Origin of the sequence: Synechococcus sp. YX-04-1 (genome assembly GCF_030546365.1) — a bacterium.
Taxonomy (GTDB): Bacteria; Cyanobacteriota; Cyanobacteriia; order PCC-6307; family Cyanobiaceae; genus Parasynechococcus.
Genome location: NZ_JAUONZ010000001.1, coordinates 222,868 through 245,794 on the forward strand (window position 1 = coordinate 222,868; position 22,927 = coordinate 245,794).

General features: G+C 57.5%; 24 protein-coding genes. 9 read left to right on the forward strand and 15 right to left on the reverse strand.

Going from position 1 to position 22,927, the window contains the following annotated elements; all coding sequences use genetic code 11:
* Positions 1-43 precede the first annotated feature (43 nt).
* Positions 44-1,474: an adenosylhomocysteinase gene (ahcY, locus tag Q3Y53_RS01145; protein ID WP_303531912.1), complete on the reverse strand. Its 1,431-nt coding sequence runs from the start codon at positions 1,472-1,474 to the stop codon at positions 44-46.
* On the opposite strand from ahcY, the gene tsaE reads away from it, so the two are divergent.
* A complete protein-coding gene (tsaE, locus tag Q3Y53_RS01150; RefSeq protein WP_303531914.1) occupies positions 1,473-1,997 on the forward strand; it encodes a tRNA (adenosine(37)-N6)-threonylcarbamoyltransferase complex ATPase subunit type 1 TsaE in 525 nt (174 codons plus the stop codon). The two genes, ahcY and tsaE, sit on opposite strands and share 2 nt — an antisense overlap.
* Here the strand turns inward: tsaE and Q3Y53_RS01155 are convergent.
* From Q3Y53_RS01155 to Q3Y53_RS01180, 6 genes are read right to left on the reverse strand one after another with little or no spacing between them, the layout of a single operon-like run.
* Positions 1,964-2,932: a carbohydrate kinase gene (locus Q3Y53_RS01155; RefSeq protein ID WP_303531916.1), complete on the reverse strand. Its 969-nt coding sequence runs from the start codon at positions 2,930-2,932 to the stop codon at positions 1,964-1,966. The two genes, tsaE and Q3Y53_RS01155, sit on opposite strands and share 34 nt — an antisense overlap.
* Complete coding sequence (locus Q3Y53_RS01160) at positions 2,917-3,777, reverse strand: hypothetical protein (RefSeq protein WP_303531918.1); 861 nt, start codon at positions 3,775-3,777, stop codon at positions 2,917-2,919. The genes Q3Y53_RS01155 and Q3Y53_RS01160 overlap by 16 nt, the downstream gene beginning before the upstream one ends.
* A complete protein-coding gene (gene mutT, locus Q3Y53_RS01165; RefSeq protein WP_303531921.1) occupies positions 3,774-4,943 on the reverse strand; it encodes an 8-oxo-dGTP diphosphatase MutT in 1,170 nt (389 codons plus the stop codon). Before mutT ends, Q3Y53_RS01160 begins: the two co-directional genes overlap by 4 nt.
* Positions 4,861-6,657, reverse strand: coding sequence for a transglutaminaseTgpA domain-containing protein (locus Q3Y53_RS01170; RefSeq protein ID WP_303531923.1), 1,797 nt, complete (start codon positions 6,655-6,657; stop codon positions 4,861-4,863). The genes mutT and Q3Y53_RS01170 overlap by 83 nt, the downstream gene beginning before the upstream one ends.
* Positions 6,630-7,547 carry a hypothetical protein gene (locus tag Q3Y53_RS01175; RefSeq protein ID WP_303531925.1) on the reverse strand — a complete coding sequence of 306 codons (918 nt, stop codon included), beginning with the start codon at positions 7,545-7,547 and terminating at the stop codon, positions 6,630-6,632. The genes Q3Y53_RS01170 and Q3Y53_RS01175 overlap by 28 nt, the downstream gene beginning before the upstream one ends.
* The gene (locus Q3Y53_RS01180) at positions 7,474-8,358 is read right to left on the reverse strand and encodes a MoxR family ATPase (RefSeq protein ID WP_303531928.1); all 885 of its coding nucleotides are present in this window, start codon (positions 8,356-8,358) and stop codon (positions 7,474-7,476) included. Before Q3Y53_RS01180 ends, Q3Y53_RS01175 begins: the two co-directional genes overlap by 74 nt.
* A 185-nt stretch (positions 8,359-8,543) precedes the next feature.
* On the opposite strand from Q3Y53_RS01180, the gene Q3Y53_RS01185 reads away from it, so the two are divergent.
* The 4 genes from Q3Y53_RS01185 to Q3Y53_RS01200 all read left to right on the forward strand — a co-directional run bounded on the left by Q3Y53_RS01185 (position 8,544) and on the right by Q3Y53_RS01200 (position 12,486).
* The gene (locus Q3Y53_RS01185; RefSeq protein WP_303532743.1) at positions 8,544-9,395 is read left to right on the forward strand and encodes an alpha/beta fold hydrolase; all 852 of its coding nucleotides are present in this window, start codon (positions 8,544-8,546) and stop codon (positions 9,393-9,395) included.
* Positions 9,396-9,551: 156 nt separating this feature from the next.
* Complete coding sequence (locus Q3Y53_RS01190) at positions 9,552-10,229, forward strand: methyltransferase domain-containing protein (RefSeq protein WP_303531930.1); 678 nt, start codon at positions 9,552-9,554, stop codon at positions 10,227-10,229.
* A gap of 38 nt (positions 10,230-10,267) precedes the next feature.
* On the forward strand, positions 10,268-11,131 hold the full coding sequence (locus Q3Y53_RS01195) for a hypothetical protein (protein ID WP_303531932.1): 864 nt from the start codon (positions 10,268-10,270) through the stop codon (positions 11,129-11,131).
* 5 nt (positions 11,132-11,136) lie between these two features.
* A complete protein-coding gene (locus Q3Y53_RS01200) occupies positions 11,137-12,486 on the forward strand; it encodes a sulfatase-like hydrolase/transferase (protein WP_303531934.1) in 1,350 nt (449 codons plus the stop codon).
* A 49-nt stretch (positions 12,487-12,535) separates the two neighbouring features.
* On the opposite strand, the gene Q3Y53_RS01205 is transcribed toward Q3Y53_RS01200, so the two are convergent.
* Genes Q3Y53_RS01205 through mgtE form a run of 3 tightly spaced genes read right to left on the reverse strand, consistent with a single transcriptional unit; the run spans position 12,536 to position 15,781 of the window.
* Entirely contained in the window at positions 12,536-13,213 is a 678-nt protein-coding gene (locus Q3Y53_RS01205; protein ID WP_303531937.1) for a hypothetical protein, read from the reverse strand.
* Between the two features lie 45 nt (positions 13,214-13,258).
* On the reverse strand, positions 13,259-14,266 hold the full coding sequence (locus tag Q3Y53_RS01210) for an RpoD/SigA family RNA polymerase sigma factor (RefSeq protein ID WP_303531939.1): 1,008 nt from the start codon (positions 14,264-14,266) through the stop codon (positions 13,259-13,261).
* A gap of 54 nt (positions 14,267-14,320) precedes the next feature.
* Positions 14,321-15,781: a magnesium transporter gene (gene mgtE / locus Q3Y53_RS01215; protein WP_303531940.1), complete on the reverse strand. Its 1,461-nt coding sequence runs from the start codon at positions 15,779-15,781 to the stop codon at positions 14,321-14,323.
* A 73-nt stretch (positions 15,782-15,854) separates the two neighbouring features.
* Between mgtE and Q3Y53_RS01220 the strand changes: the two genes are divergently transcribed.
* A complete protein-coding gene (locus Q3Y53_RS01220; protein ID WP_303531942.1) occupies positions 15,855-16,328 on the forward strand; it encodes a glutathione peroxidase in 474 nt (157 codons plus the stop codon).
* Here the strand turns inward: Q3Y53_RS01220 and Q3Y53_RS01225 are convergent.
* From Q3Y53_RS01225 to gyrB, 4 genes are read right to left on the reverse strand one after another with little or no spacing between them, the layout of a single operon-like run.
* Positions 16,294-16,692: a CrcB family protein gene (locus tag Q3Y53_RS01225; protein WP_303531945.1), complete on the reverse strand. Its 399-nt coding sequence runs from the start codon at positions 16,690-16,692 to the stop codon at positions 16,294-16,296. The two genes, Q3Y53_RS01220 and Q3Y53_RS01225, sit on opposite strands and share 35 nt — an antisense overlap.
* Entirely contained in the window at positions 16,685-17,065 is a 381-nt protein-coding gene (locus Q3Y53_RS01230) for a CrcB family protein (protein ID WP_303531948.1), read from the reverse strand. Before Q3Y53_RS01230 ends, Q3Y53_RS01225 begins: the two co-directional genes overlap by 8 nt.
* Positions 17,046-17,351, reverse strand: coding sequence for an SH3 domain-containing protein (locus Q3Y53_RS01235; protein ID WP_303531951.1), 306 nt, complete (start codon positions 17,349-17,351; stop codon positions 17,046-17,048). Before Q3Y53_RS01235 ends, Q3Y53_RS01230 begins: the two co-directional genes overlap by 20 nt.
* Positions 17,351-19,318: a DNA topoisomerase (ATP-hydrolyzing) subunit B gene (gene gyrB, locus Q3Y53_RS01240; protein ID WP_303531954.1), complete on the reverse strand. Its 1,968-nt coding sequence runs from the start codon at positions 19,316-19,318 to the stop codon at positions 17,351-17,353. Before gyrB ends, Q3Y53_RS01235 begins: the two co-directional genes overlap by 1 nt.
* 152 nt (positions 19,319-19,470) lie before the next feature.
* Between gyrB and miaA the strand changes: the two genes are divergently transcribed.
* Both miaA and infC read left to right on the forward strand, forming a co-directional pair.
* Entirely contained in the window at positions 19,471-20,370 is a 900-nt protein-coding gene (gene miaA, locus Q3Y53_RS01245) for a tRNA (adenosine(37)-N6)-dimethylallyltransferase MiaA (protein ID WP_303531958.1), read from the forward strand.
* Between the two features lie 57 nt (positions 20,371-20,427).
* Positions 20,428-21,081 carry a translation initiation factor IF-3 gene (gene infC / locus Q3Y53_RS01250; protein ID WP_226424795.1) on the forward strand — a complete coding sequence of 218 codons (654 nt, stop codon included), beginning with the start codon at positions 20,428-20,430 and terminating at the stop codon, positions 21,079-21,081.
* Here the strand turns inward: infC and Q3Y53_RS01255 are convergent.
* Positions 21,078-21,845, reverse strand: coding sequence for a dienelactone hydrolase family protein (locus Q3Y53_RS01255; protein WP_303531965.1), 768 nt, complete (start codon positions 21,843-21,845; stop codon positions 21,078-21,080). The two genes, infC and Q3Y53_RS01255, sit on opposite strands and share 4 nt — an antisense overlap.
* Before the next feature lie 79 nt (positions 21,846-21,924).
* Between Q3Y53_RS01255 and Q3Y53_RS01260 the strand changes: the two genes are divergently transcribed.
* Positions 21,925-22,926: a GntR family transcriptional regulator gene (locus Q3Y53_RS01260; RefSeq protein WP_011363122.1), complete on the forward strand. Its 1,002-nt coding sequence runs from the start codon at positions 21,925-21,927 to the stop codon at positions 22,924-22,926.
* Position 22,927: the final 1 nt, after the last annotated feature.

Genomic DNA, 22,927 nt, shown 5'->3' on the forward strand with positions numbered 1-22,927 from the left:
CCATGGGGCCGTGAGAATCAGATTTCGATCCGCAGGATCGTGATCAGTAGCGGTAGTGGTCGGGCTTGTAGGGGCCTTCCACGGGCACGTTGATGTAATCGGCCTGGTCCTTGCTGAGCTCGGTGAGCTTGGCGCCGATGCGGCCGAGGTGAAGGCGAGCCACCATCTCATCGAGGTGCTTGGGCAGCACGTACACCTCTTTGCCGTACTCGTCGCCCTTAGTGAACAGCTCGATCTGAGCCAACACCTGGTTGGTGAAGGAGTTGCTCATCACAAAACTGGGGTGGCCAGTGGCGCATCCCAGGTTCACCAGACGGCCTTCCGCCAGCAGGATGATCCTGTTGCCGCTGGGCAGGGTGATGTGGTCGACCTGAGGCTTGATGTTCTCCCACTCGTACGCCTTGAGGGAAGCGACATCGATCTCGTTATCGAAGTGGCCGATGTTGCAGACGATGGCCTCGTCTTTCATCTTCACCAAGTGCTCGTTGCGGATCACCTGGTAGTTGCCGGTGGCGGTGACAAAGATGTCCATGTCTTCGACCACGTCTTCCAGACGCACCACGCGGTAACCCTCCATGGCGGCCTGCAGCGCGCAGATCGGATCCACTTCCGCAATGCAGACGGTGGCGCCGAGACCACGCAGAGACTGGGCTGAACCCTTGCCCACATCTCCGTAGCCGATCACCAGGGCCTGCTTGCCAGCCACCATCACGTCGGTGGCCCGCTTGATGCTGTCCACCAGTGACTCGCGGCAGCCGTAGAGGTTGTCGAACTTGCTCTTTGTGACCGAGTCGTTGACGTTGATAGCGGGGAAGGGCAGTTCACCGCTCTTCTGCATCTTGTATAGACGCGCCACACCAGTGGTGGTCTCCTCGGTCACGCCCTGGATCTGGGCCTTGGTGCGGGAATAGAAGCTGGGGTCCTGGGCCAGCTTTTTCTTGATCGAAGCGAACAGGAAGGTCTCCTCTTCGTTGCCGGGGTTGTCCAGAACGGTGATGTCCTGTTCGGCCTTGCTGCCCAGCATCACCAGTCCGGTGGCATCGCCACCGTCGTCCAGGATCATGTTGGGAGATCCGCCGTCACCCCACTCGAGGATGCGGTGGGTGTAGTCCCAGTACTCCTCAAGGGTCTCGCCTTTAACAGCGAAGACAGGAATGCCCTTGGCGGCGATGGCCGCAGCGGCATGGTCCTGGGTGGAGAAGATGTTGCAGGAGGCCCAGCGCACTTCTGCTCCGAGCTCCACCAGGGTCTCGATCAGAACCGCGGTCTGAATCGTCATGTGCAGAGAGCCAGCGATGCGGGCGCCCTGCAGGGGCTTCTCGCTGCCGTACTTCTCGCGCAACGCCATCAGACCGGGCATCTCGGTCTCGGCAATGTCGAGCTCCTTGCGGCCGAAATCGGCTTGATCTATGTCGGCAATGACGCAATCGACGCCGAGCTTCAGCTCAGCCGGGGACGTGGGCGCTGCCACCATGGTTTTAATGCTCCCTAAAGCAAACGTGGAGTTGAATCTCTGCAGAGACGCCGAGGCTTCGGGCTCGCTAGAGCCGGACTCTACAGGGCATGTCTGGGCTCTTGAGACCCTTGAGACGACCCGAGCCCTGGGCCGATCCCTCGCTCGCGAACTGCCACGGGGGGCAATTCTTCTACTCAGTGGCCCCCTGGGGGCCGGCAAAACATCGCTGGTGCAGGGCCTGGCCGAAGGCCTCGGGATCACCGAGCCGATCACCAGCCCCACCTTTGCCTTGGCGCAGCACTATCCCCAGGGAACACCGCAGCTGGTGCATCTCGATCTCTATCGCCTGGAGCACCCGGCTGCAGCCGATGAGCTGTTTTTGCAGGAAGAGGAAGAGGCGCGCGCGGCAGGGGCGTTGATGGCGGTGGAGTGGCCAGAACGGCTGGGTCTTGATCTGCTAGAAGCCTGGAGGCTCGAGCTGATTTACCAGGATGAAGGCCGGCTCGCTCAGCTCACTACTCCCAGGAAGGCCTCCGCCTGAGCCTGCGTGGGCTGCGGATCAATAGCGCCGGCACCGCCACAGACCAAGGCACCACAGGCGGCTGCAAAGCGGATGCGCTCCTGGGGCGCTGCAGACCACCGGTGCAACAGCCCGGCCGTGAAGGCATCGCCGGCACCGGTGGTGTCAACAATGGTGGGAGGCTTAAAGGCGGCCTGTTGGCCAGATGCATCAGCCAACTGCCAGCGCACTGGGGCCGCTCCATCGGTCACCACCACATCCGGCCGCTGGGGCAAGGCCTGCTGGATCGCGCCGGGATCGTCGGTGTTGAAGAACCAAAGCGCTTCCTCCCGCGCCAACTTGATCAGGGCCGCCTGGTCCAGAAGCGGTTGAATCGCAGCCTTCGCCGCTGCGGACGGTTTGGCCTCAGGATCAGCCGCTGCATCCCAAAACGTAGGGCGCCAGTTCACATCGAGAGCGATCGCCGTGCCGTGGGCCTGAGCCTGGCGGACGGCCGACAACAAAGCCGAAGCCGAAATTGGTGCCGCCAGTGGAAGCGTACCGATCAACAACCATCGGGCCTGAGGCAGCGCAGCTGGCTCCAGAGCCTGGTCCGCGAAACCGGCCCCTTCATTCCCGGCAAAGCCCTGAAACTGCCGTTCTCCATCCCGCTCACGGCGCACCAGAACAATGCGACTGGGACGCTCGGCATCCCGCTGCAGCAGCGAGGTCTCCAGACCACGCTCAGCAAACAACCTGGAAAAAGCCTCGCCAATGACGTCCTGCCCCAAGCGACCGGCAAACGCCACCGGTGTGCCCAAGCGGGCCAAGCCACAGGCCACATTCGCTGGGGCTCCTCCCAGACGGTCGTCCACAGGCCGATCCACCGCCGGATCACCTCCGGGCGGCCCAAGCCGATCGATCAGGGCTTCACCAAGACAGACGACAGAAGAAGGGCCGGCTATTTCGGATCCCATGGGGAAGGATGCATGTCGTGATGGCGCCAGAAGGTGCCATTGAGCTCATCATCCAAAGCATCCAGGCGAGTGGCATGGTTTTCTCGGAAAGAATCCAGGCCCTGGCGTTGGGAACGAATCCGATCGCTGCTGTCCAATAAAGCGACCAGGAGGCTGTCTCGATCCTCAGGAGACAGCGTTCCCGCACGACAACGTTCATTCAGACGGCGGGCCACCTCAACAACAGTTCCATCAAGAGACCGTCGTGGACTCACACCACTTGGCGTGGGTAGGGGCTTCAGTCCGCGCAACATCTCCACTGCATCGGCATGGTGCGCCAGCCAGGACAACAGATCATCCAGCAGGGATGAACGTGCATAGGAGACCCACTGGACCGCACAACCCGCGGCCTGCATCTGCTCCTCCAGAAAGGCATAGCGGAACACCTGTCCCCGCTCCGCCTGCTCCGGCCGGCGGTCGCGCTCGATCTGTTCCTGCAGAAACTCCTCATAGGAGGAGGTGCGCATCACATGGCCCTTGAGGTTCTGCAGATAAAGGCTTGGGTAAACCTCCCGGAGCGGTCGCGCCACCAGAACCGCCTCAGCCGGGGCCGGCACCAAACGCAAAGCCGCTTTCAAGCGATAGGGGTCCAGGCGACAAAGGCATTCGTGGGAGAGCAACAGCACCCGCGGCCAACCGCGTCTCCGCTCGGCCTCCAGCACCGCTTCGAGATCATCCAGCTCCTGACGGCGCAGATGGCGGAAGCGAATTCCGCTGTGCTCCAAGAGGGAGCGATTGACCCCAAGCAGTTCCTGAAATGCCGTTGAGCCCGTTTTCATCGGGCCGGCATGGAGCAGCAACTTCATGAGTGAGCCAGCAACGCCGCAATGATCTTTGCGTTGGCCGCTGGAAAGGCGTAGTTACCCAGTTCATCCGGCCGCACCCAACGCACCTGCTGACTGGCAAGAGGCTGCGGCTCCCCCGAGACCCAGTCGCAGAAATGCACCACAAAGCGGAGCTTCTTGTGGCTGTAGGCGTGATCAACGGTGATCAGTTGAGCGCCGACCGTCACGGTGATTCCGAGTTCCTCGTTCAACTCGCGTGCGATGCAGGTTTCGATTGTTTCGCCCTGCTCTTGTTTGCCACCGGGGAACTCCCACATCCCTCCCAGCAGGCCTTCCTCAAGTCGCTGGTCAATCAACACCTCGCCTGCCGTGTTCAGCACAACACCCACACCGATCAACTGGAAGGGCAGGGGCTTGGAGGCATCGGTCACGGGCCAACGGCAGGGATCGCCGGCAGCGTAAGCAGAGCAGTGGGGTTGCCAGGGGCAGCGGTGGCAGTGCGGCTGGCGAGGGGTGCAGAGTGTGGCCCCCAGATCCATCAAGGCCTGGTTGATATCCCGAGGCCGCACCGGATCAAGCAAGGCCTCGCTCCAGCTCCAGAACAGGGCGTCGTCGCGAGCCGGCGGGCGCGGATGGGCCGTCAGTCGCGACAGCACACGTTTGACATTCCCATCCAGGATCGGCGAACGAACATTGAAAGCACTGGAGAGGATGCTGCCGGCGGTGGTCCGGCCGATGCCCGGCAATGCCATCCACTCCTCCAAGGCATGGGGCCAGGCTCGGCCCACTAGCAGCTGCGCCGCCTCGTGCACCCGGCGGACCCGTGAGTAATAGCCGAGGCCCTGCCATTTCAAGCGCACCTCGTCAAGAGACGCCGCGGCCAGGGACTCCAGGGTGGGAAACGCCGCCATCCAACGTGTCCAGTAGGGAAGCGCGACCGCCAACTGGGTCTGCTGCAGCATCACCTCGGCAATCCAGATGCCGTAGGGATTGAGCTGTTGATCCGCGTCAGGCCACCCCCCGGCCGCATTGAACATCCAGGGCTTCTGCAAGGGATCCCGCCGGCCATGGGTCTGCCACCAGCTGAGCAAGCAACTGCTCAGATCAACGGAGTCGGCCAAGCCTTGAGCGGAGATGCCGCCATTGGCGCAGATGGTGCCGGCGCTGGGATGGGGTGAGCGGGGCATGGGCAAGCAGCTGCTGCTGATCTGCCATGGCCTGAAACAGCGGGGCCAGATCGGGCTGCATCCTCGCGGCTCGCCGACACAGACGGGGGAAGCTTTCCCCCTGAAGGGGAACCACACCTCGACGGGCCATGAGACGAAGGGATTGAGCCAGTGGGGAGCGAGACCGGAGGCCAAGGCGCAACAACAGCCAACCAGCCGCTGTGGACGCGAAGCAACCCACAACGATCGCCACACCCAACCAACGCAGCTGCGCACCAAACAACGTCTGCAACCAGGCCTGCTGACTGATCTGGTCGAAACCGAACCACCAGCGCGTCCAGGCCAGATTCAGGCCCCACCACTGCCATTGGAGCCAACGCCACCAGGGCACATTTTCCTCTTGGCGCTGCCCTGACTCAGCAGCCACTGCGGCAGAGGGCAGAGCAGCATTTGTTGCCCAGAGGGTGGGATCAACCCGACGCCAACCCTGCCCCTCCAACCACAGCTCCACCCAGGCGTGGGCATCGCTCTGGCGCAGCTCCAGATAGGGACTGCCGCTGAGCGGTTGCACCACATGCCCGCCCTGATAGCCACTCACCACGCGGGCCGGCACATCAGCAGCCCGCATCAAGGCGGCCAGGGAACTGGCGTAGTGACCGCAGAACCCCACCTGCTGATCAAACAAAAAGACATCCAGATCAGCAACCGCACCGGGCTGAAGGCTGTAACGGAAAGGCTGACGCCGAAACCAATCCTCAGCCGCCTCCAGACGTCCAGAAGCCGTGGGCAGCGCTCGGAACTGGCGAGCCAATGCCTTAAGTCTGGGCAAGGAATCAGGGGGCGACTGGCGTTCACTGGGAACGGGGATGCGCTGCTGCCAGGCCGCCATCTTTTCGGTGGACTGAAGGCGAAAGGAGCGGCGCTGGCGCGATGCGGCACCGACCAGCAGCTCACCTTCCGGCGTGATCCACTGATCAGGCGATGTCGGCAAGGCTGAGCCGTCCCAGGGGACGGCCCTGGTCGCCGAGGGTTCAACCACCCACCACTGACTGGTTCCTTGCCCAACCTTTTGACCACCAGACCTACCCCGAATAACAGGAGGATCCTGGTGCTGCCAGCGGCGGCCGTCGAACTGCTCATGCACCAACACCCGCCAATAGGCATCCGTAGGCAGGGGCATCCCCTCCGGCAGCAAAACGCGCGCTGCCGAGCCATCCACCAGGGCCAGCTCCGCAATGCTGAGGGGATCCAGATCTGGAGAGAGCCCAGAAACCGTGCCGCGAGTGGGGCCCAGCTGAGTGGTCCACAAAGGTGGCAGCCTGGGCACAAATAAAAACAGCACCAGCGCCAGCGGCAACGCTGCCGCAAGCAGCTGCAGGCTGCGCCGCAAAAAACCACGGAAGGTCAGAGCCCCAGCCAGCTCATGGCCCAGCAAGCCGGCTAGGGCCAGCAACACCGCCAGCACCTGCAGGATGCTCGCCAACAGGCCCTGCAGCTGGGCCGCCAGCAAGCCGGTGGAGACCAATTGCAGTAGAGCGACAAGCCGGCGGTCAAAGGGGCGCCGGCAATCCCGCAGCTTGAACAGAGAGCAAAACACCAACGCCCATGTGGGCCAGGTGAGGGGCGCGGACCAATTCAGGGCAATGCATTGCAGCATCACAGGCGGCAACGCCCACCAGGCCAGAGAGGACGCGTGACTTTGGTGGCTCATGCCGTCGCCAACGCCTCCAGACATGCATCGCGATGGCGCCGCCCCTTCGATGGCGCCAAGCTGATGCCCTGGATCTGAAGGCCATAGCAGACACCGCTGTGGTGAAGCTGCCAGATGCGATCCGCCAGATGCTCCCGGGCCAGCTCCAGCGCAACGCCGGAAGCAGGGGCGAGGATCACCTCAGGCTCCTCGGGGTCGTTGAACACCTTGGCTTGCAAGGGCCTGCCTCGCGCAGCACTGGCCCAATCCACCAGGGCCGGTCGTTCCCCCTCGCGGACAGGTCTGAGGTCTTGCCATTCCTCCAGCCCACCCCTGGATCGTGAAGGCTGCGTTTCGGCGACAGGACCAGGCCGCCGCCGCGGCCAGATCAACTGCGGCTGCCTGGGCTGCCAACGCCCCCAACAAATGAACAGCCCCATGGGAGCAATGGTCTCGATCTGCACAGGAGGCGGCAGCTGCCAACCACGGTTCTCCGCCACCCAGGGAAGAGCGAGAGTCGTTGTGCCTGCGGCAATGCGATCACACGCCACCACCGCATGCCCCTGAACACGCAAGCTGCACCGGGGCCGGGCTTCGGAACTCTCCAACTGCAAGGGATAGTCGGCCAGCTCACAGGCAAACGTCGCTGCAGGCTGATCACACCGCAGCATGAGGCCCTGGAGTGTGTCGTGGGTAAGGAACATGGCCAGCAACATCAGGCCAAGCATCACGAAAGCCAGCAGCAGGGTGCTGTTGCTGCCCGTCTGGATGGCCACCAGCAGCAACAGGCCAGCGGCGGCAATCCATAGCGCTCCGAAGCGACTGGGAATGATGTAAAGGCTTCGATGCCCCAACCTCAATTCAGCGCAAGGCTGGGACGGCTTGAAGAAGGGCTTCGCTGTGCGGTGCACCATGTCGAGCGGGACAACCGGCATCCAGTCGATGCTCCACCACCACGGGCAACACAGCCTGGACATCGTCAATCACCACATGATCACGCCCATCGAGCAGAGACCAAGCCCGAGCAGCCGCCAGGAGGCCCTGACTGGCCCGCGGAGAAAGACCGGGATGGCGCTGACGACTGACCTCAACCAAATCAAGGACGTAATCGATCAGTAGCTCAGAGCAGTGCTGGGCGGAACAACGGTGCTGCAACTGCAGCAAGGCCTCCGGGCGAAGCCGCGGCAGGCTGTCGGAGGTTGGATCAAATCCAGCTCTCAACAACGTCCGTTCAGAGTCACGATCAGGAAAACCAAGGCTCAGGCGCATCAGGAAGCGATCCAACTGAGCCTCGGGCAAGGGGCTGGTTCCCACCTGATCAAGGCTGTTCTGCGTTGCAATCACAAAAAACGGGTGCGGCAAGGCATGGCTAACGCCGTCAACACTGACGCGACCAGCGGCCATCGCCTCCAGCAAAGCGCTCTGGGTGCGAGGGCTGGCGCGATTGATCTCATCAGCCAGCAGCACCTGCGTGAACAGTGGACCGGGCTGAAAACGGAAGCTGGCCTCTGCGGGGTTGAACACGTTCAGGCCCGTGAGGTCAGCCGGCAACAGATCACTGGTGAAGCTCACCCGCTTGAAGGCAAGCGCAAAGACCCTGGCCAACGCTTCAGCCAGGGTTGATTTCCCCATCCCCGGCCGGTCTTCGATCAACAGATGACCACCGGCCAACAAACAACTGAAGGCCAGGCGCACCTGATGGTCCTTGCCGAGCAGCACCCGACCGACGGCCTCGATTAACGGCAACAGCTCCGGTGCAGCCAAAGGAAGACGCCAACACTGTTCCAAATTGACAGGTCTGCAGAACAAATGCCCAGGACGTGTCAATCCAGGCCATTCGCTCGCCAGGATGCAGCGGCGCAACAGGCCAAGGTGTGAGCACGAGCAACAACCTCTGGAGCTGGAACGGGCGATCAATTGGCTGGAGCTTGATGGGCAACGCCGATGCCGAAGAGGCCGTGCTGCTGATCCATGGTTTTGGAGCCAACACAAACCACTGGCGCTTCAACCAGCCTGTGCTGGCCGAGCAGGCTCCCACCTATGCCATCGATCTGCTTGGTTTCGGGCGTAGTGACCAACCCCGTGCCTGCTTGAAGGATGAACCCGTCGAAGCAGATGCCGTGCATTACGGCTTCGACCTCTGGGGCCAGCAAGTGGCTGATTTCTGCGATGCGGTGGTGCAACGACCGGTACGACTAGTAGGCAACTCGATCGGCGGGGTTGTTGCCCTCCGAGCCTCCCAGCTGCTGGGCGAGCGCTGCCGTGGCGTGGTGCTGATCGACTGCGCCCAGCGCTTGATGGACGACAAGCAACTGGCCACACAACCGGCATGGATGGCCTGGATCAGGCCGCTGCTAAAAACGATGGTGCGGCAGCGCTGGCTCAGCACCGCACTGTTCCGCAATGCAGCACGGCCTGGCGTGATTCGCAGCGTGCTGAAGCAGGCATACCCCAGTGGCGCCAACGTTGACGACGACCTGGTGGATCTGCTGTTCGAACCCACCCAACGCGACGGCGCCACCGAAGCCTTCCGCGGATTCATCAACCTGTTCGACGACCATCTCGCTCCACAGTTGATGAAAGACTTGAAAGCTCCGGTGGATCTAATTTGGGGGGAAAACGACCCCTGGGAACCGTTGGCAGAAGCAGAAAGCTGGAGTGAAAGCATCGCCTGCGTTCGATCGCTCACAGTGATATCTCGAGCTGGTCACTGCCCTCACGACGAAGCGCCACACACAACGAATCAGGCGCTTTGCAGAGCACTTACCTTTATCAAGGACTGATCATTTGCGCACATAGGCAGAAGCCTATCGACTACGAGCACGATTTCGACGTGTAAAATATCGCCAGAGCACTTCAGAAACAGTCACTTCTTCAAATGGAAAGAGTTAAACGAAAACATGCAACGCCTCAACTTCCAATAAAACGCAGCTGATTCCATGGAAAATTCTTTCATAGAAGCCTCTAAAGAAGCACACGCTATCAGAAACAATTATGGCAATAGTAGCTCCTACAGCAACAAGAAATCATTTAAATATCTACTCACTATCCCCGAAGCCATTAAAGCTGCCAGCCAAGCACAAAATATATCTTCACTTCTTGACCACGGTTGTGGCAGAGGAGGGCTCAAAGAATGCATCGATTCAGCACAATTCCTTTCAATAAGGACTTACAATTACGACCCGGCCATTCCAGAATTCGCAACACTGCCTAAAGAAAAATTCGATATCGTCACGTCTATCGATGTCCTTGAACATATCGGCCGAGAAGATATTGACAGCACACTAACAGAAATAAAGGGCTTAACTGATAAATTTTTCTTCTTCTGCATAGACCTCCTACCCGCCTCAAAAAGAACCAGTGATGGGCGCAACTTTCACTTTTTAATAGCACCTGCGGACTGGTGGTGTCAAAAGCTAAAAGAACACTTTAAAATAGCGACTTTCATCGAAGCCGGGGAATTGCCTGGAGGAGAGACATACCCGATACACTTGTATGGATGCGCGAGTAATTCCATGAAAAACTTCAAAGCGATGAATTCGTTTCTTGAAAATGTCTTGATAGCCAACAAAAGATTAGTGTGGAAGAATGGAGTCTCCATGAAAAATTACGAATAGAGCTTACATTAAATTAATATAGCTACCTGGAATTAAGCATGAATTATATCTTTATTTTTAGCCCTTACAACTCAGGTACAACCATTGTTAGCGAATACATTGCATCTCAAATTAAAAATTGCTATTTACCACTCAATAGACACCGAGAGGGATTGAAAATACCTGAAGTATGGAAATCAATAGATAAAAAAAATCGATGGGACACACGCAAAAAGATTAATTACGATATAGCAGCAAAGGTTTGGCCTAAACTTGCTAGTGAAGCTGAGTGCGGCAATTTTATTGAAGCAAGCCCTCCAAATCTATGCCATATGGCGCAAGCTATTGAAACCTTTCAGCCATTACAATCAATTCTTTTTATTAGCAATCCGTATCACTTTATTGGCTCTTGCATTAATCGCTACGCACTAAAATATAAAATGCTTTCTATTAATGAAGCCATTATACATTATACAAACAAATGGAAATTTTTGTCGTCCATTCAGATGAAAAATTCAATCAACTATCGAGACGTGCCAGTCATTACCTATGAAAATTTTTGCAGCAATCCAGACATTATTCTCACATATTTTCACCCTAATGCAATCAAAGATGATAAACCCCTCCAAACTACTCTAAAGGGAAAGCCTACTACTGGGATTTCTGAGATAATAGACATGACACCAAAATATTTATGCTTCCTAAGAAGTAGAGGTATAGAATTAATTACAAAGCTGTTGGCAGATCACGAAGAAGTTCTTTCATTTTTTGAATATAAAACTATATCAATAAAAGAAGCAAATAAATACATTCGAGACAATCTTTTGCTTGCAAATGATGGCTTATATGATCGAATTTCCTGGGACAAACTATCTGAAGAACATCAGGCATCCTTTATCAATTCTAAATCCAGCACAAAATAATCCCAATGAAGCCAAATATACTAATTATTCAGACTGACCAACAATCTCTCTGGACAATATCTGCTTACAAAAAACAAAACTACCTACAAACTCATTATATTGATTCCCTTGCTGAAGAGGGGGCTCTAAGTGAGCATTTTTATACCAATGCAAATCCATGTACGCCATCGAGAGGGTGTTTTTTATCAGGTACATACCCAAACATCCATGGAGCTCAAGCTAATAATCAAGCTATTTTTCAAGAAGTTAATACATTTGCAAAAGTCCTAAAAAGCAATGGTTACACAACAAGTTATTTCGGAAAATATCACCTGGATGGTTCTCTAAGACCTGGATGGGTTCACCCAGACCGAGGGATGGGGTTTACTGAAACTAATTTAATGTTTAATCGTGGTCACTTTAAAAAAATTATTCGATTTGCTCCTGCTCAGAGCAATGATCAACCGAATGTATTTAAAGAAATAGGAGACGAAAAAAGCTACACAACAGATTGGCTTACCCATGAATTGATTGATTTTATCAACAGAAATGTAAATCATCCTTTCTTGTCAATGCTCAGCATTCCCGATCCTCACAATCCATACATCACTAGAAATCCGTATCAGTCGCTGTTCAATCCCCATGAAATGACAATCCCACCCTCTTTTCATCAGGACCCTTCTGAATTACCACCATGGATTAATAAGAAAAAATTTCATATTAATAACATTGAGACTTTGCAAAAACATAAAGCAGCATACTCAGGTATGGTCAAACTAATTGACGACAAAGTGGGAGACATTATAAGTTGCTTAAAAGCCAAAAATATATATGATCAAACCATTATCATTTTTACATCTGACCACGGCGATTATATGGGAGAACATGGATTATTATCAAAAAATGGCATGTATGAAAGTGCATACAAAATTCCATTTATTATCCGATATCCACCAAAAATTAAACCCAAGAGTATGCACACATTTCAATGGAGTACGATAGATTTTTGTCCTACTCTTCTTGATTTAACTGATACAAGCTACTCTCCTGGCGAATTCACAGGCCAAAGCAGGGCAGATTTACTTGTAGAACAGTCAACAAAAACAGGGGGTGACGATTTTATCTTCATAGAAGACCAAAGCCTTAATCCTTCCGAGAAGGGTGAAGTTGGAATTATTGGGAATGAATTTTGGTATGCAGTTAATAATAGTGGCTTCGAAGTATTATTCGACAGAAAATCAGATCCTCTACAAATTAATAATAAGGCAAACAATAAAGAGCTTGGAGAGCTAAAAAGATATTTTTTGAAAAAGTTAATCGATCATCACTCTTCGATTGGCTCAAACCATTTTAAGTGGCTCTCTCAACTGATTTAAATTTTAATATAACATCCAAAATAACAAATCTTGCTAAAGACAAAGAGATTTAAGACTCATCGAGCAATGCTGATAATTGTTTATTTGAAATAGCTCCCAAGCTCCATAGCTTAATGATACATTGATAATCCTCGAACAAGAATCGCCGCAGATTTGCGACCGAAAGAACATCAAGATCAGAATGTATTGATGTTTTTGAATCATTACGACGGCAAAATAGATTGGTAGCATCAACACCTAAAATTCTAGAGCAATCTTCGGCTAATAATTCTTGGCATATTACACCAAGTATGTTTTCGGTCGACAATATACTTACAAGCGGATTGATATAAAAATGGATTGACTCACGCAGGTGATGTATTAAATTAAAGTCTCTAGCAACTTTTTGATCCAAGGAACCATCAGATCGGTAAAGCAAGCGTGCCATATTTCCAAGAGAAATGTATTTTTTTAAGACTTCTTGTTCTCCTGAAAAACGACCTTGCTGTTCAGGATTTTTATCATCGATAACTAACTTTTTCCTCCATTCGAAAGCTGAAAATGCTCGTCTAATAGGATTTCTTAAAACAAAAAGGTAATCACAGCTTGAAATAGTATTTACACCATTTATATGTGATTCAAAATAATTGGAATAATTGTTTTGCACGAATGGAGAATTATCTAAAAGACTATTAACAGTTGAACCGCCACATTTACCAATATGCACAAATTGAAGACTTTTTTTCAAATTTATAACAAAAAGCTAAGGATAATATAATTTAAACTGATGATTTTAACAAGCCACGTAGGCCTCCACTTGATTACTGACCCTCCGCAGACCCGCTAGGCCATCACGCTCAAGGTTCCGAACACGGTCACGACTCATGCCCAGAATACGCCCAATACCGGTAAGGCTCATCGGATCTTCCCCATCCATGCCATAACGCATGCGCAGCACCTGCTCCTGCAAGTGAGGCAATTGACCCAACAGGCTGCGCAGATCGCCTTTCAAGCAGTCTTCCTCCACCTGATCGCTGGGAAGATCGCCGTCACCCGAGAGCAACTCAAGCAGTTCGGTATCGTCACCATCACCAACCTTCATTTCTAGACTGACCGGTTGACGGGCGCGACACATCAAATCTTTGACGTCGTCTTCCGGGAGCTCAACAAAGGCAGCCAATTCGGTAACGGTGGGGGTCCGGCCCAGCTCCTGGCTCAGCTCGCGCTGACCCTTTTTGAGCTTGTTCAGCATCTCGGTGATGTGAATCGGCAACCTGATTGTGCGGCTCTTCTCAGCGATGGCACGCGTGATTCCCTGACGAATCCACCAATAGGCGTAGGTGGAGAACTTGTAGCCGCGGGTGGGATCGAATTTCTCGACACCACGCACCAGGCCAATGGTTCCTTCCTGGATCAAATCCAGGAGCTCCATGTTCCGCTTGGTGTACTTCTTGGCCACGCTCACCACCAACCGGAGATTGGCGGCCACCATCCGCTCCTTAGCGCGACGGCCATGCTGCAGCTTGCGCTTGAGCTGCATCGATGACAGTCCTGACGCCTTGGCTAGCTGATCACGGCTGGGCTTTTCACCGGCCTTGCTCTCCAGCTCAGACTCGAGGGACTCCAGATCCATCAACTCTTGGACTTGCCGGCCCAAAGTGATCTCCTGCTCATGGGTCAGCAGCGGCACACGGCCAATGTCACGCAGATATGAGCGAACCAGATCAACATCAGCGGTCACGGTTCTTGCAGCCTTCGCAGCTGCTTTGGGCTTGGAAGCAGCTGTCGCAGCCAGGGCCATGGGATGCTTCTTTGAGTTATGTGAAGAGTACTCCTAAGAAACGTAAACAGACTCTCAGAAAACCCCCAAGACGAAGAAATGGGTAGAAATACCTCCTGCCTGAACCAGCTGCGGCAGGTGGACCAGCAGCCACCCCGCCGTTTTCAAGTAGATCAGCGTTCCAGCCACGTCGGTGCAGGTGGTGATGAAAGGCGTAGACATCAGGGCTGGATCCAGACCCATGCGGTCAAACAGCAGCGGAAACGCAGCCCCCGCTGTGGCAGCAAGCGTGGTGATCGCCAGCAGGCTCATCCCCACCGATAGGCCCACCAAAGCGCTTTCCCCTCGCCACCAGGCAAAGGGAACCACCAGCAGCATCATCAACACCCCCAGCAACGCCCCCGCCATGGCTTCGCGGCCAATCGCCCTTAACGGACCAAGGCTGGAGATGCTCTGGGTGCTTAAACCGCGGATCACCACCGTGGAGCTCTGGGCCCCCACGTTGCCGCCAGTGCCACCCAGCAAGGGAATGAACGCCGCCAGCAACACCACCTGCTGCAGCACGTCCTCATTAGCGGCGATGACTTCCGATGTGAAAAAGCTTGCGAGCACCAGCACCGCCAGCCACACCACGCGGCGGCGAGCAACGGTGAACAGGTTGCTGCTGAAGTAATCGTCGTCATCGCCGGCCTGCACGGCGCCGGCGGCGTAGAGATCACGGGTGGCCTCCTGCTCGATCACATCGATCACGTCGTCCACCGTGACGATGCCCACCAAGCGCTGTTCCAAATCCACCACGGGAACAGCAAGGAAGTCGTAGCGCTGAATCGTGCGCGCCACCTTCTCCTGATCCGTGTCGGTGCTGACGCTGAGCACCTCCTCCGTCATCACATCGCCGATGCGGGCTTGTGGGTCTGCTGTAACTAGATCACGGAGCGACAGGATGCCGGTGAGGCGTCGCTCCGCATCCGTCACGTAGAGGGAATAAATCGTTTCGGTGTCGCGGGCACGCCGCCGCACAATCTCCAGTGCCACCGCCGCCGTCTGGTTTTCCTTGAAGGCGATGTACTCAGTCGTCATCAAGCGACCGGCCGTCTCCGCGCGGTATCCCAGCAACTCAGCGGTCACCTTGCGCTCATCGGGGCTCAGCTCACTGAGCAACTGCCGCACCACCTTGGCCGGCAGCTCCTCAAACAACCGAGCGCGGTCATCCGGCGACATCTCCTCCACCACCTCGCGCATCTCACCGGAACGCAGCAGGCTCAGCAGGCTCTGTTGAGTAGCGGTGTCGAGGTATTCATAAACACTGATGGCCTCGTCCTTGCTAAGCAGACGAAAGGCAATCGCCTGCAGGTTGGCTGGAAGATTGCCAATCGCTTCAGCGATGTCCACCGGCTGAACCGGTTCCAGCAGCAATTTCACCGCGTCGTAGTTGCCCGCCTGGAGCATCGCTACGAGCTCATGGGAAACCGCCTCAGCCAGCAACTCGGGCTCCACGCTTACGCCAGCACTGCTTAGCCCCGATGCCTCCGTCATGCCCCCTCCGGCCGGGAGCCCAGTGTATGGCCGTTACAGCCGGTTAACCTCTGCGCTCCATCTCTGTTCCACCATGGCGATCAGCGTCAGCGCCGTTTCCGTCACCACCCCTGACGGCAGCAGCAAATCCCTGGGCGACTACGCCGGCAAGGTGCTGCTGATCGTGAACGTGGCCAGCCGCTGCGGCTTCACCAAGCAGTACGCCGGCCTTCAGGCCCTCAACGAGGCCTACGCCGCCAAGGGCCTGGCTGTGCTGGGCTTCCCCTGCAATGACTTCGGCGCCCAGGAGCCCGGCACCCTGGACGAGATCAAGAGCTTCTGCTCCACAACTTATGGCGCCGACTTCGAACTGTTCGAGAAGGTGCACGCCAAAGGAAGCACCACCGAGCCTTACACCACCCTCAAGCAGATGGATCCCGCCGGCGATGTGGAGTGGAACTTCGAGAAGTTCCTGGTGGGCAAGGACGGCACGGTGATCGCTCGCTTCAAGAGCGGCGTCACCCCCGAAGACCTCAAGTCGGCGATTGAGGCGGCGCTGGCGGCTTGAACCGTCGCCCCAGGCTGAATCCCAGGGCTGCGGCGCCAAGCCCCAGCCCGAGGGTCAGCCCGATCAAGCCCAATGCGGCGGGCCAATTACCAGCACTGAGGTGCTTCATGGCCGCCAGCATCCAACTGCTGAAGGTGGTGACCGAACCGCAGAAACCAATGCCCAGCAGCAATTGACGCCGAGGCGCCGTCGGGAGCCCAGCCAGTAGCCCCAACAGAGCAGCCCCCAGCACGTTCACCAGCAGGTTCTGATCCCCCAGATGCACAGCTACCTGCCAGCGCAGCAAAGCTCCGGGAACTGCACCCGCACCCACAAGTAAAAGCTCCTGCAATTCCAGTTGCAGGCTGGGTTGGGTGTCAGGCATGGGTCCCCAGTCCGTAACCCAAAGCAGAGGCCAGCAAGCCTGCCCCGATTGAGGCCACCGCCAGCACCAGAGCCGTCAAGGCCTGACCAGCCCGCAACTCGTTGAGCAGCTCCACGGCGAAGGTGGAAAAAGTGCTGAGGCTGCCGAAGAAGCCCACGCCCATCAGCAGGGCAATGCCTGTGCTGGCGGAACAGATTTCATTCAGCGCCAACACCAAACCGAGGGCGAAACAGGCCACCACATTCACGATGAAGGTGCCCCAGTGCTTCTTGGGCACCATCGGCTGAAAGTGGTTCACCACCTTCAAACGCAGCCAGGCCCCGGGGATCGCCCCTAGACCCACCAAGACCACTTCAGGCGCGGAGCCAGCCACGACGTTGATCTCCCGAAAGCGTTTGCACGTGCAACCAATCCTGACCATCGGCAGCGGACCAACGCCGCAGCAGCCGCAGGGAGGATCCCGCCTCAAGGGTGCTCAGTCTTGGTGCGACTGCCATCGGACTCAACCGCAGGGGCTGATCCGAGGCAGTGTGCAGAGTTCCAGATACCGCACGTCGACGGGGTTGCGGTTGACGCCGATCAGCACCTCCGGCTGGCAGAGCTGCCGGGGCCATCAGGGCCACCCCCAACAGCCAACTCCAACGCAGAACAGGCCCCATCAAATGTCGAGGGCTGCCATGTCCAGCTCGGCGCTGTGGGTCTCAATGAATTCCCGGCGGGGCGCCACCTTGTCGCCCATCAGGATCGTGAAGATGCGATCGGCCTCTAGGGCATCCTCGATCTCAACACGCTTCATCGTGCGGGTAGTGGGATCCATCGTGGTTTCCCATAGCTGCTTGGGCATCATTTCGCCAAGACCCTTGAAGCGCTGGATCGTGTAGTTGGCCTTCTCGCCGAAGCCCTGCAGGGTCTTCTGCAGATCGCCTTCGTTGTAGCAATAGGTGTGGTTCTTGCCGCGCTCAACTTTGTAGAGCGGTGGGCAAGCGATGTAGATGTAACCGCCTTCCACCAGCTCCTTCTGGTAGCGGTAGAAGAAGGTGAGCAGCAGGGTGCGGATGTGGGCACCATCCACGTCGGCGTCGGTCATGATCACGACCCGGTGGTAGCGGAGGTTCTTCACGTCGAAGTCCTCACCCTTGATCCCCAGGCCCAAGGCCGTGATCAGCGCCTGAATCTCAGTATTTTTATAGATCTTGGCGTCATCGGTCTTCTCGATGTTGAGGATCTTGCCCCGCAGCGGCAGGATCGCCTGGAAGCGACGGTCGCGGCCCTGCTTGGCAGAGCCACCAGCGGAGTCGCCCTCCACGATGTAAATCTCGGATTCGCCGGGGTCGCGGGAGCTGCAGTCGGCCAGTTTTCCCGGCAGTGTTGAGCTTTCCAGAACGCTCTTGCGCCGCACCAGCTCCCTGGCTCGGCGGGCAGCCTCAGCGGCATTGAAGGCCTGGATCGCCTTCTCCAGAATCAGGCCAATGACTGAGGGATTGAACTCGAGGAACTGGCCTAACGACTCGCCCACCAGGTTGTCGACGATGCCGCGCACCTCGGTGTTACCGAGCTTGGTCTTGGTCTGACCTTCAAATTCAGGTTCCGGCACCTTCACCGAAAGCACCGCCGTCAGACCTTCACGGATGTTCTCCCCAGCCAGGTTGGAATCCGATTCCTTGCGTTTGCCCAGCTTCTTGGCGAAGGCGTTGAGGGTGCGGGTCAGCACGGTCTTCAGGCCTTCGATGTGGGTGCCACCATCCACGGTGCGGATGTTGTTGGCAAAGCCAAGGATGCTGTCGGAGTAGGCATCGGAGCACCACTGCAGAGCGGCCTCCACCTGGACGCCATCCTTCTCCGAATTCACATAGATGATCTCGGGGTGAAGGGCGTCCTTCTCTTTGTTCATATAGGCGACATATTCCTTGATGCCGCCTTCATAGAAATAGGTCTCCTCATGGGGGTTCCCCTCCGCATCCCGGGCCGACTCGCGCTCATCGCGGAACACGATCCGAACGCCGCCGTTGAGGTAGGCCAGTTCCCTCAAACGGGCCGAGAGGGTGGCGTAGTCGAAGACGATCCCGCCCGTGAATATTTCAAGGTCGGGCTTGAAGCAGACGGTGGTGCCGGTCTCGCCGGACTCCGCTGCTGGTTGCGACTCAGAAGCCAGGGAGCCAATCGCCGCACCGCGCTCAAAACGCTGGCGATGCACCTGGCCCTGACGGCGCACCGTCACCTGAACCCATTCACTCAGGGCGTTCACCACGGACACGCCAACACCGTGCAGACCGCCAGACACCTTGTAACCACCAGCGCCGAATTTGCCACCGGCGTGCAGGACCGTCAGCACCGTCTCAAGAGCACTCTTGCCGGTGCGGGGATGCACATCAGTGGGAATGCCGCGGCCGTTGTCACTCACCGAGGCGGAGCCGTCTTCACCCAGGACCACAACGATGCGGTCGCAATGGCCCGCTAAGGCTTCATCAACTGAGTTATCAACAACTTCGTACACCAGGTGATGCAAACCCCGCGGCCCCGTGGTGCCGATGTACATCCCCGGGCGCTTGCGAACGGGCTCAAGCCCCTCCAGCACCTGAATCTGCTCAGCGCCGTAGGCGTTCTGGACCTTGGAAGCGTCGCTCATTCAATAAGTCTCAAGCCAGGAAACCGGGTCATGGGCGGGCGCAACGGCTCTAAACCTCGACCTGACAATGCCAATCTACCACCGGCTGTCTATAGAGGCTTGCAGAGGCCTCTCAGAGGTCGTTCCAAGTCGGGCTGCACCCCCTCACGCTTTTGAATAGCTCCAATCCCCTGGTGATCACCCTGCTCGGGCCCACCGCCAGCGGCAAGACCGCCCTGGCTTTGGAGATCGCCGAACGACTGGATCTGCCGGTGATCAACGTGGATTCCCGCCAGCTCTACAGAGAGATGGATCTGGGGACGGCCAAGCCGACATCGGAGCAACAGGCGCGGGTGCCGCACCATCTCCTTGACCTGCGCACGCCAGATCAGCCGATCACACTGCAGGAGTTCCAGGCCGAGGCCAATCCCTGCATCAACGCTGAGCTGGACCAACGGGGCATGGCGTTGCTGGTGGGCGGCAGTGGGCTTTATCTCAAAGCCCTCACCAGTGGCCTGCAACCTCCGGCGGTGCCCCCCCAGCCGCAGCTGCGCCAGCAGCTGACGGACCTGGGCCAGGGCATCTGCCACCCCCTGCTGCAGGCCGCCGACCCCAAAGCAGCCGCCAAAATCGCTCCAGCCGATGCCGTGCGCACCCAGCGCGCCCTGGAGGTGCTCTACGCCTCCGGGCAACCGATGAGCCTCCAGGCGACCGCCACACCTCCGCCCTGGCGGGTGCTGGAACTGGGCCTTAACCCCGCCAATCTTCGCCAGCGGATCCAACAACGCACCGAACAGCTCTACCGCGAGGGGCTGGTGGAGGAGACCCAGCGCCTGCGCGAGCGCTACGGCGCTGATCTGCCGCTGCTGCAAACCATCGGCTACGGCGAAGCGTTGCAGGTGATTGCTGGCAGCCTGAGCACTGAAGATGCGTTGCGAATCACATGCCAACGCACCCGCCAATTCGCCAAACGCCAACGCACCTGGTTCAGGCGCCAACACAACCCCCACTGGCTGCCCGACCAGGCAATGGTGACGGATGCGATGACGTTGATCGAGCAACATCTAATGTGAAGGATGCAGACGTTGTATCCACTGAAGTTGTCTGCACCTGTCCCCGTCACCGCCTGAATGCCACCACGTCCCCGTTTTGACCGTCGTGCCCCGGTTCGGGAGCTGCCCAACATCAACGACCGGATCAACTACCCCCAATTGCGGGTGGTCGACTCAGACGGCGCTCAGCTGGGCGTGATCAGCCGGGAAGAAGCTCTCGAAGTGGCCCGTGACCGGGAACTGGATCTGGTGCTGGTGAGCGAAAAAGCCGACCCACCGGTGTGCCGGATCATGGACTACGGCAAGTTCAAGTTCGAGCAGGAAAAGAAAGCCAAAGAGGCCAAGAAGAAGTCGCACCAGACCGAAGTTAAGGAGGTCAAGATGCGCTACAAGATCGACCAGCACGACTACGATGTGCGGATCGGTCAGGCCCAGCGCTTCCTCAAGGCCGGCGACAAGGTGAAGTGCACAGTGATCTTCCGCGGCCGCGAGATTCAGCACACGGCCCTGGCGGAAACCCTGCTGCGGCGGATGGCCAAAGATCTCGAGGAAAAAGCCGAAATCCAGCAGGCGCCCAAGCGGGAGGGCCGGAACATGATCATGTTCCTCACCCCGCGCAAAACGCCGCTGGTGAAAAAGGAGGAAAAAGAGCAAGCTGCCAACAAGGCCGTGCGGACCATCCCAGCGCCGCCAAGGCCCACCGCCGCCAAGGTGGCCAGCCCCCAGGGCTAGGCCACAGGGGCATCTCCCAGCAGCAAGTGCCACCCCTGGGCTGAGGCCTGGGGATCAAAGTTACTGCGGACTTCGCACATGAAGCCGTGGTCAGCACCGACACACTCCACAAAGCGCAAGCGCTCGCCGGCGGGATCGGCCTTGCGCAAAGCCGCTCGAATAGCCTCCCGATCTTCAGCGGGGATAAGGGGATCGGCGGTGCCGAACACACATGTGAGCCGTGCCATGACCTCGGGCAACAGTGCTAAGGAGGGGTCGCCACCACCGGGCCGCATCCGGCTCACGCCCGCTCCGTAGAAATCAACGGCCTGCTCAACCCCGGGCAACGTGGCCGCCAGAAAGGCGGCGTGCCCCCCGAAGCAAAAGCCCACCACATGGATGGCAGCCTGAGGGCAACGCGCCCCTATCCAGCTAACCGCTGCGGCGACATCAGCAAGGATCTGCTCGGTGGTGGTGGCGTCCTTATGGCGTCGACCTTGAGCCAGATCGGACGTTTCATAGGCCAACTCCAAATCGGGTGCCGTGCGGGTAAACAAGGGGACCGCAAGGGCCGGATGGCCATAGGCGGCCAGGCGATCCGCCACACTCCGCACCCAGCCATTCACACCAAACACCTCAGGCAGCACGACATACACACGATTACTGGACGAATATGACGCAATATCGCTCAAGCCGGCCTTCGGCTTCGTCCACCAGCAACGCAAAGAAACCGGTCCATTCAGGATCTCAATCCACTCGCCTGCAGCCAGTTCAGAGCTTTCCATAACTGCATAGGACACACCCCCAATTGTCACCAGGCAATTCGCTCCGTATGGTGGCCGCATTCAGACCTGTCCCACCGGCGTGCGATTCCATATCCAGCAGGAAAGCGACATTCCGGCGTCGACACAGCTCTACAACCAAATCTGTTTTGCCATCGCAGCGCGGCATTACCCGCCTGGGCATCGACTTCCGAGCACCCGCCAGCTGGCGATGCAAACGGGATTGCACCGCAACACGATCAGCAAGGTCTACCGCCAGCTGGAAACCGATGGCGTCGTGGAAGCCATGGCCGGTTCTGGTATCTACGTGCGCGACCAGCAGAAACCACGGGAAATCAAAACGCCACCGCACATCCGCAATCGCGGCGTCACCGACCTCGACCGGGAAGTGCGCAAGTGTGTGGACGGCCTGCTGAACGCAGGCTGCACGCTGCAGCAAACCCGGGAACTGCTGACCCGCGAGATTGACTGGCGCCTGCGTTGCGGCGCCCGCGTGCTAGTCAGCACGCCGCGGGAAGACATCGGCGCCTCGATGCTGATTGCGGAGGAACTGGAACCCTGCCTGGATGTGCCAGTGGAAGTGGTGCCGTTGGAAGAGCTGGAAAGCGTTCTGGAGAACTCCAGCAATGGCACGGTGGTGACCAGCCGTTATTTCCTCCAACCGGTGGAAGAGCTGGCCAAGAAACACAGCGTTCGCGCCGTGGCCGTTGACCTCAACGACTTCCGTCAGGAGCTGGCCATGCTCAAGGAGCTGCGCCCTGGCAGCTGTGTGGGCCTGGTGAGCATCAGCCCCGGCATTCTTAGGGCAGCGGAGGTCATTCTCCACTCAATGCGTGGCAACGAATTACTGCTGATGACCGCCACCCCGGATGTGGGGAGCCGCCTGCTGGCCCTGCTGCGGGCCTCCAGCCACGTGCTTTGTGATCGGCCGAGCCTGCCGCTGGTAGAGCAGAGCCTGCGCCAGAACCGATCCCAGTTGATGCGTATGCCACAGGTGCATTGCGCCGAGAGCTACCTCAGCACAGATACGATCGATCTACTCCGTAAGGAGATTGGCCTGCAGACCCCAGCGGCCGCCAGCTGAC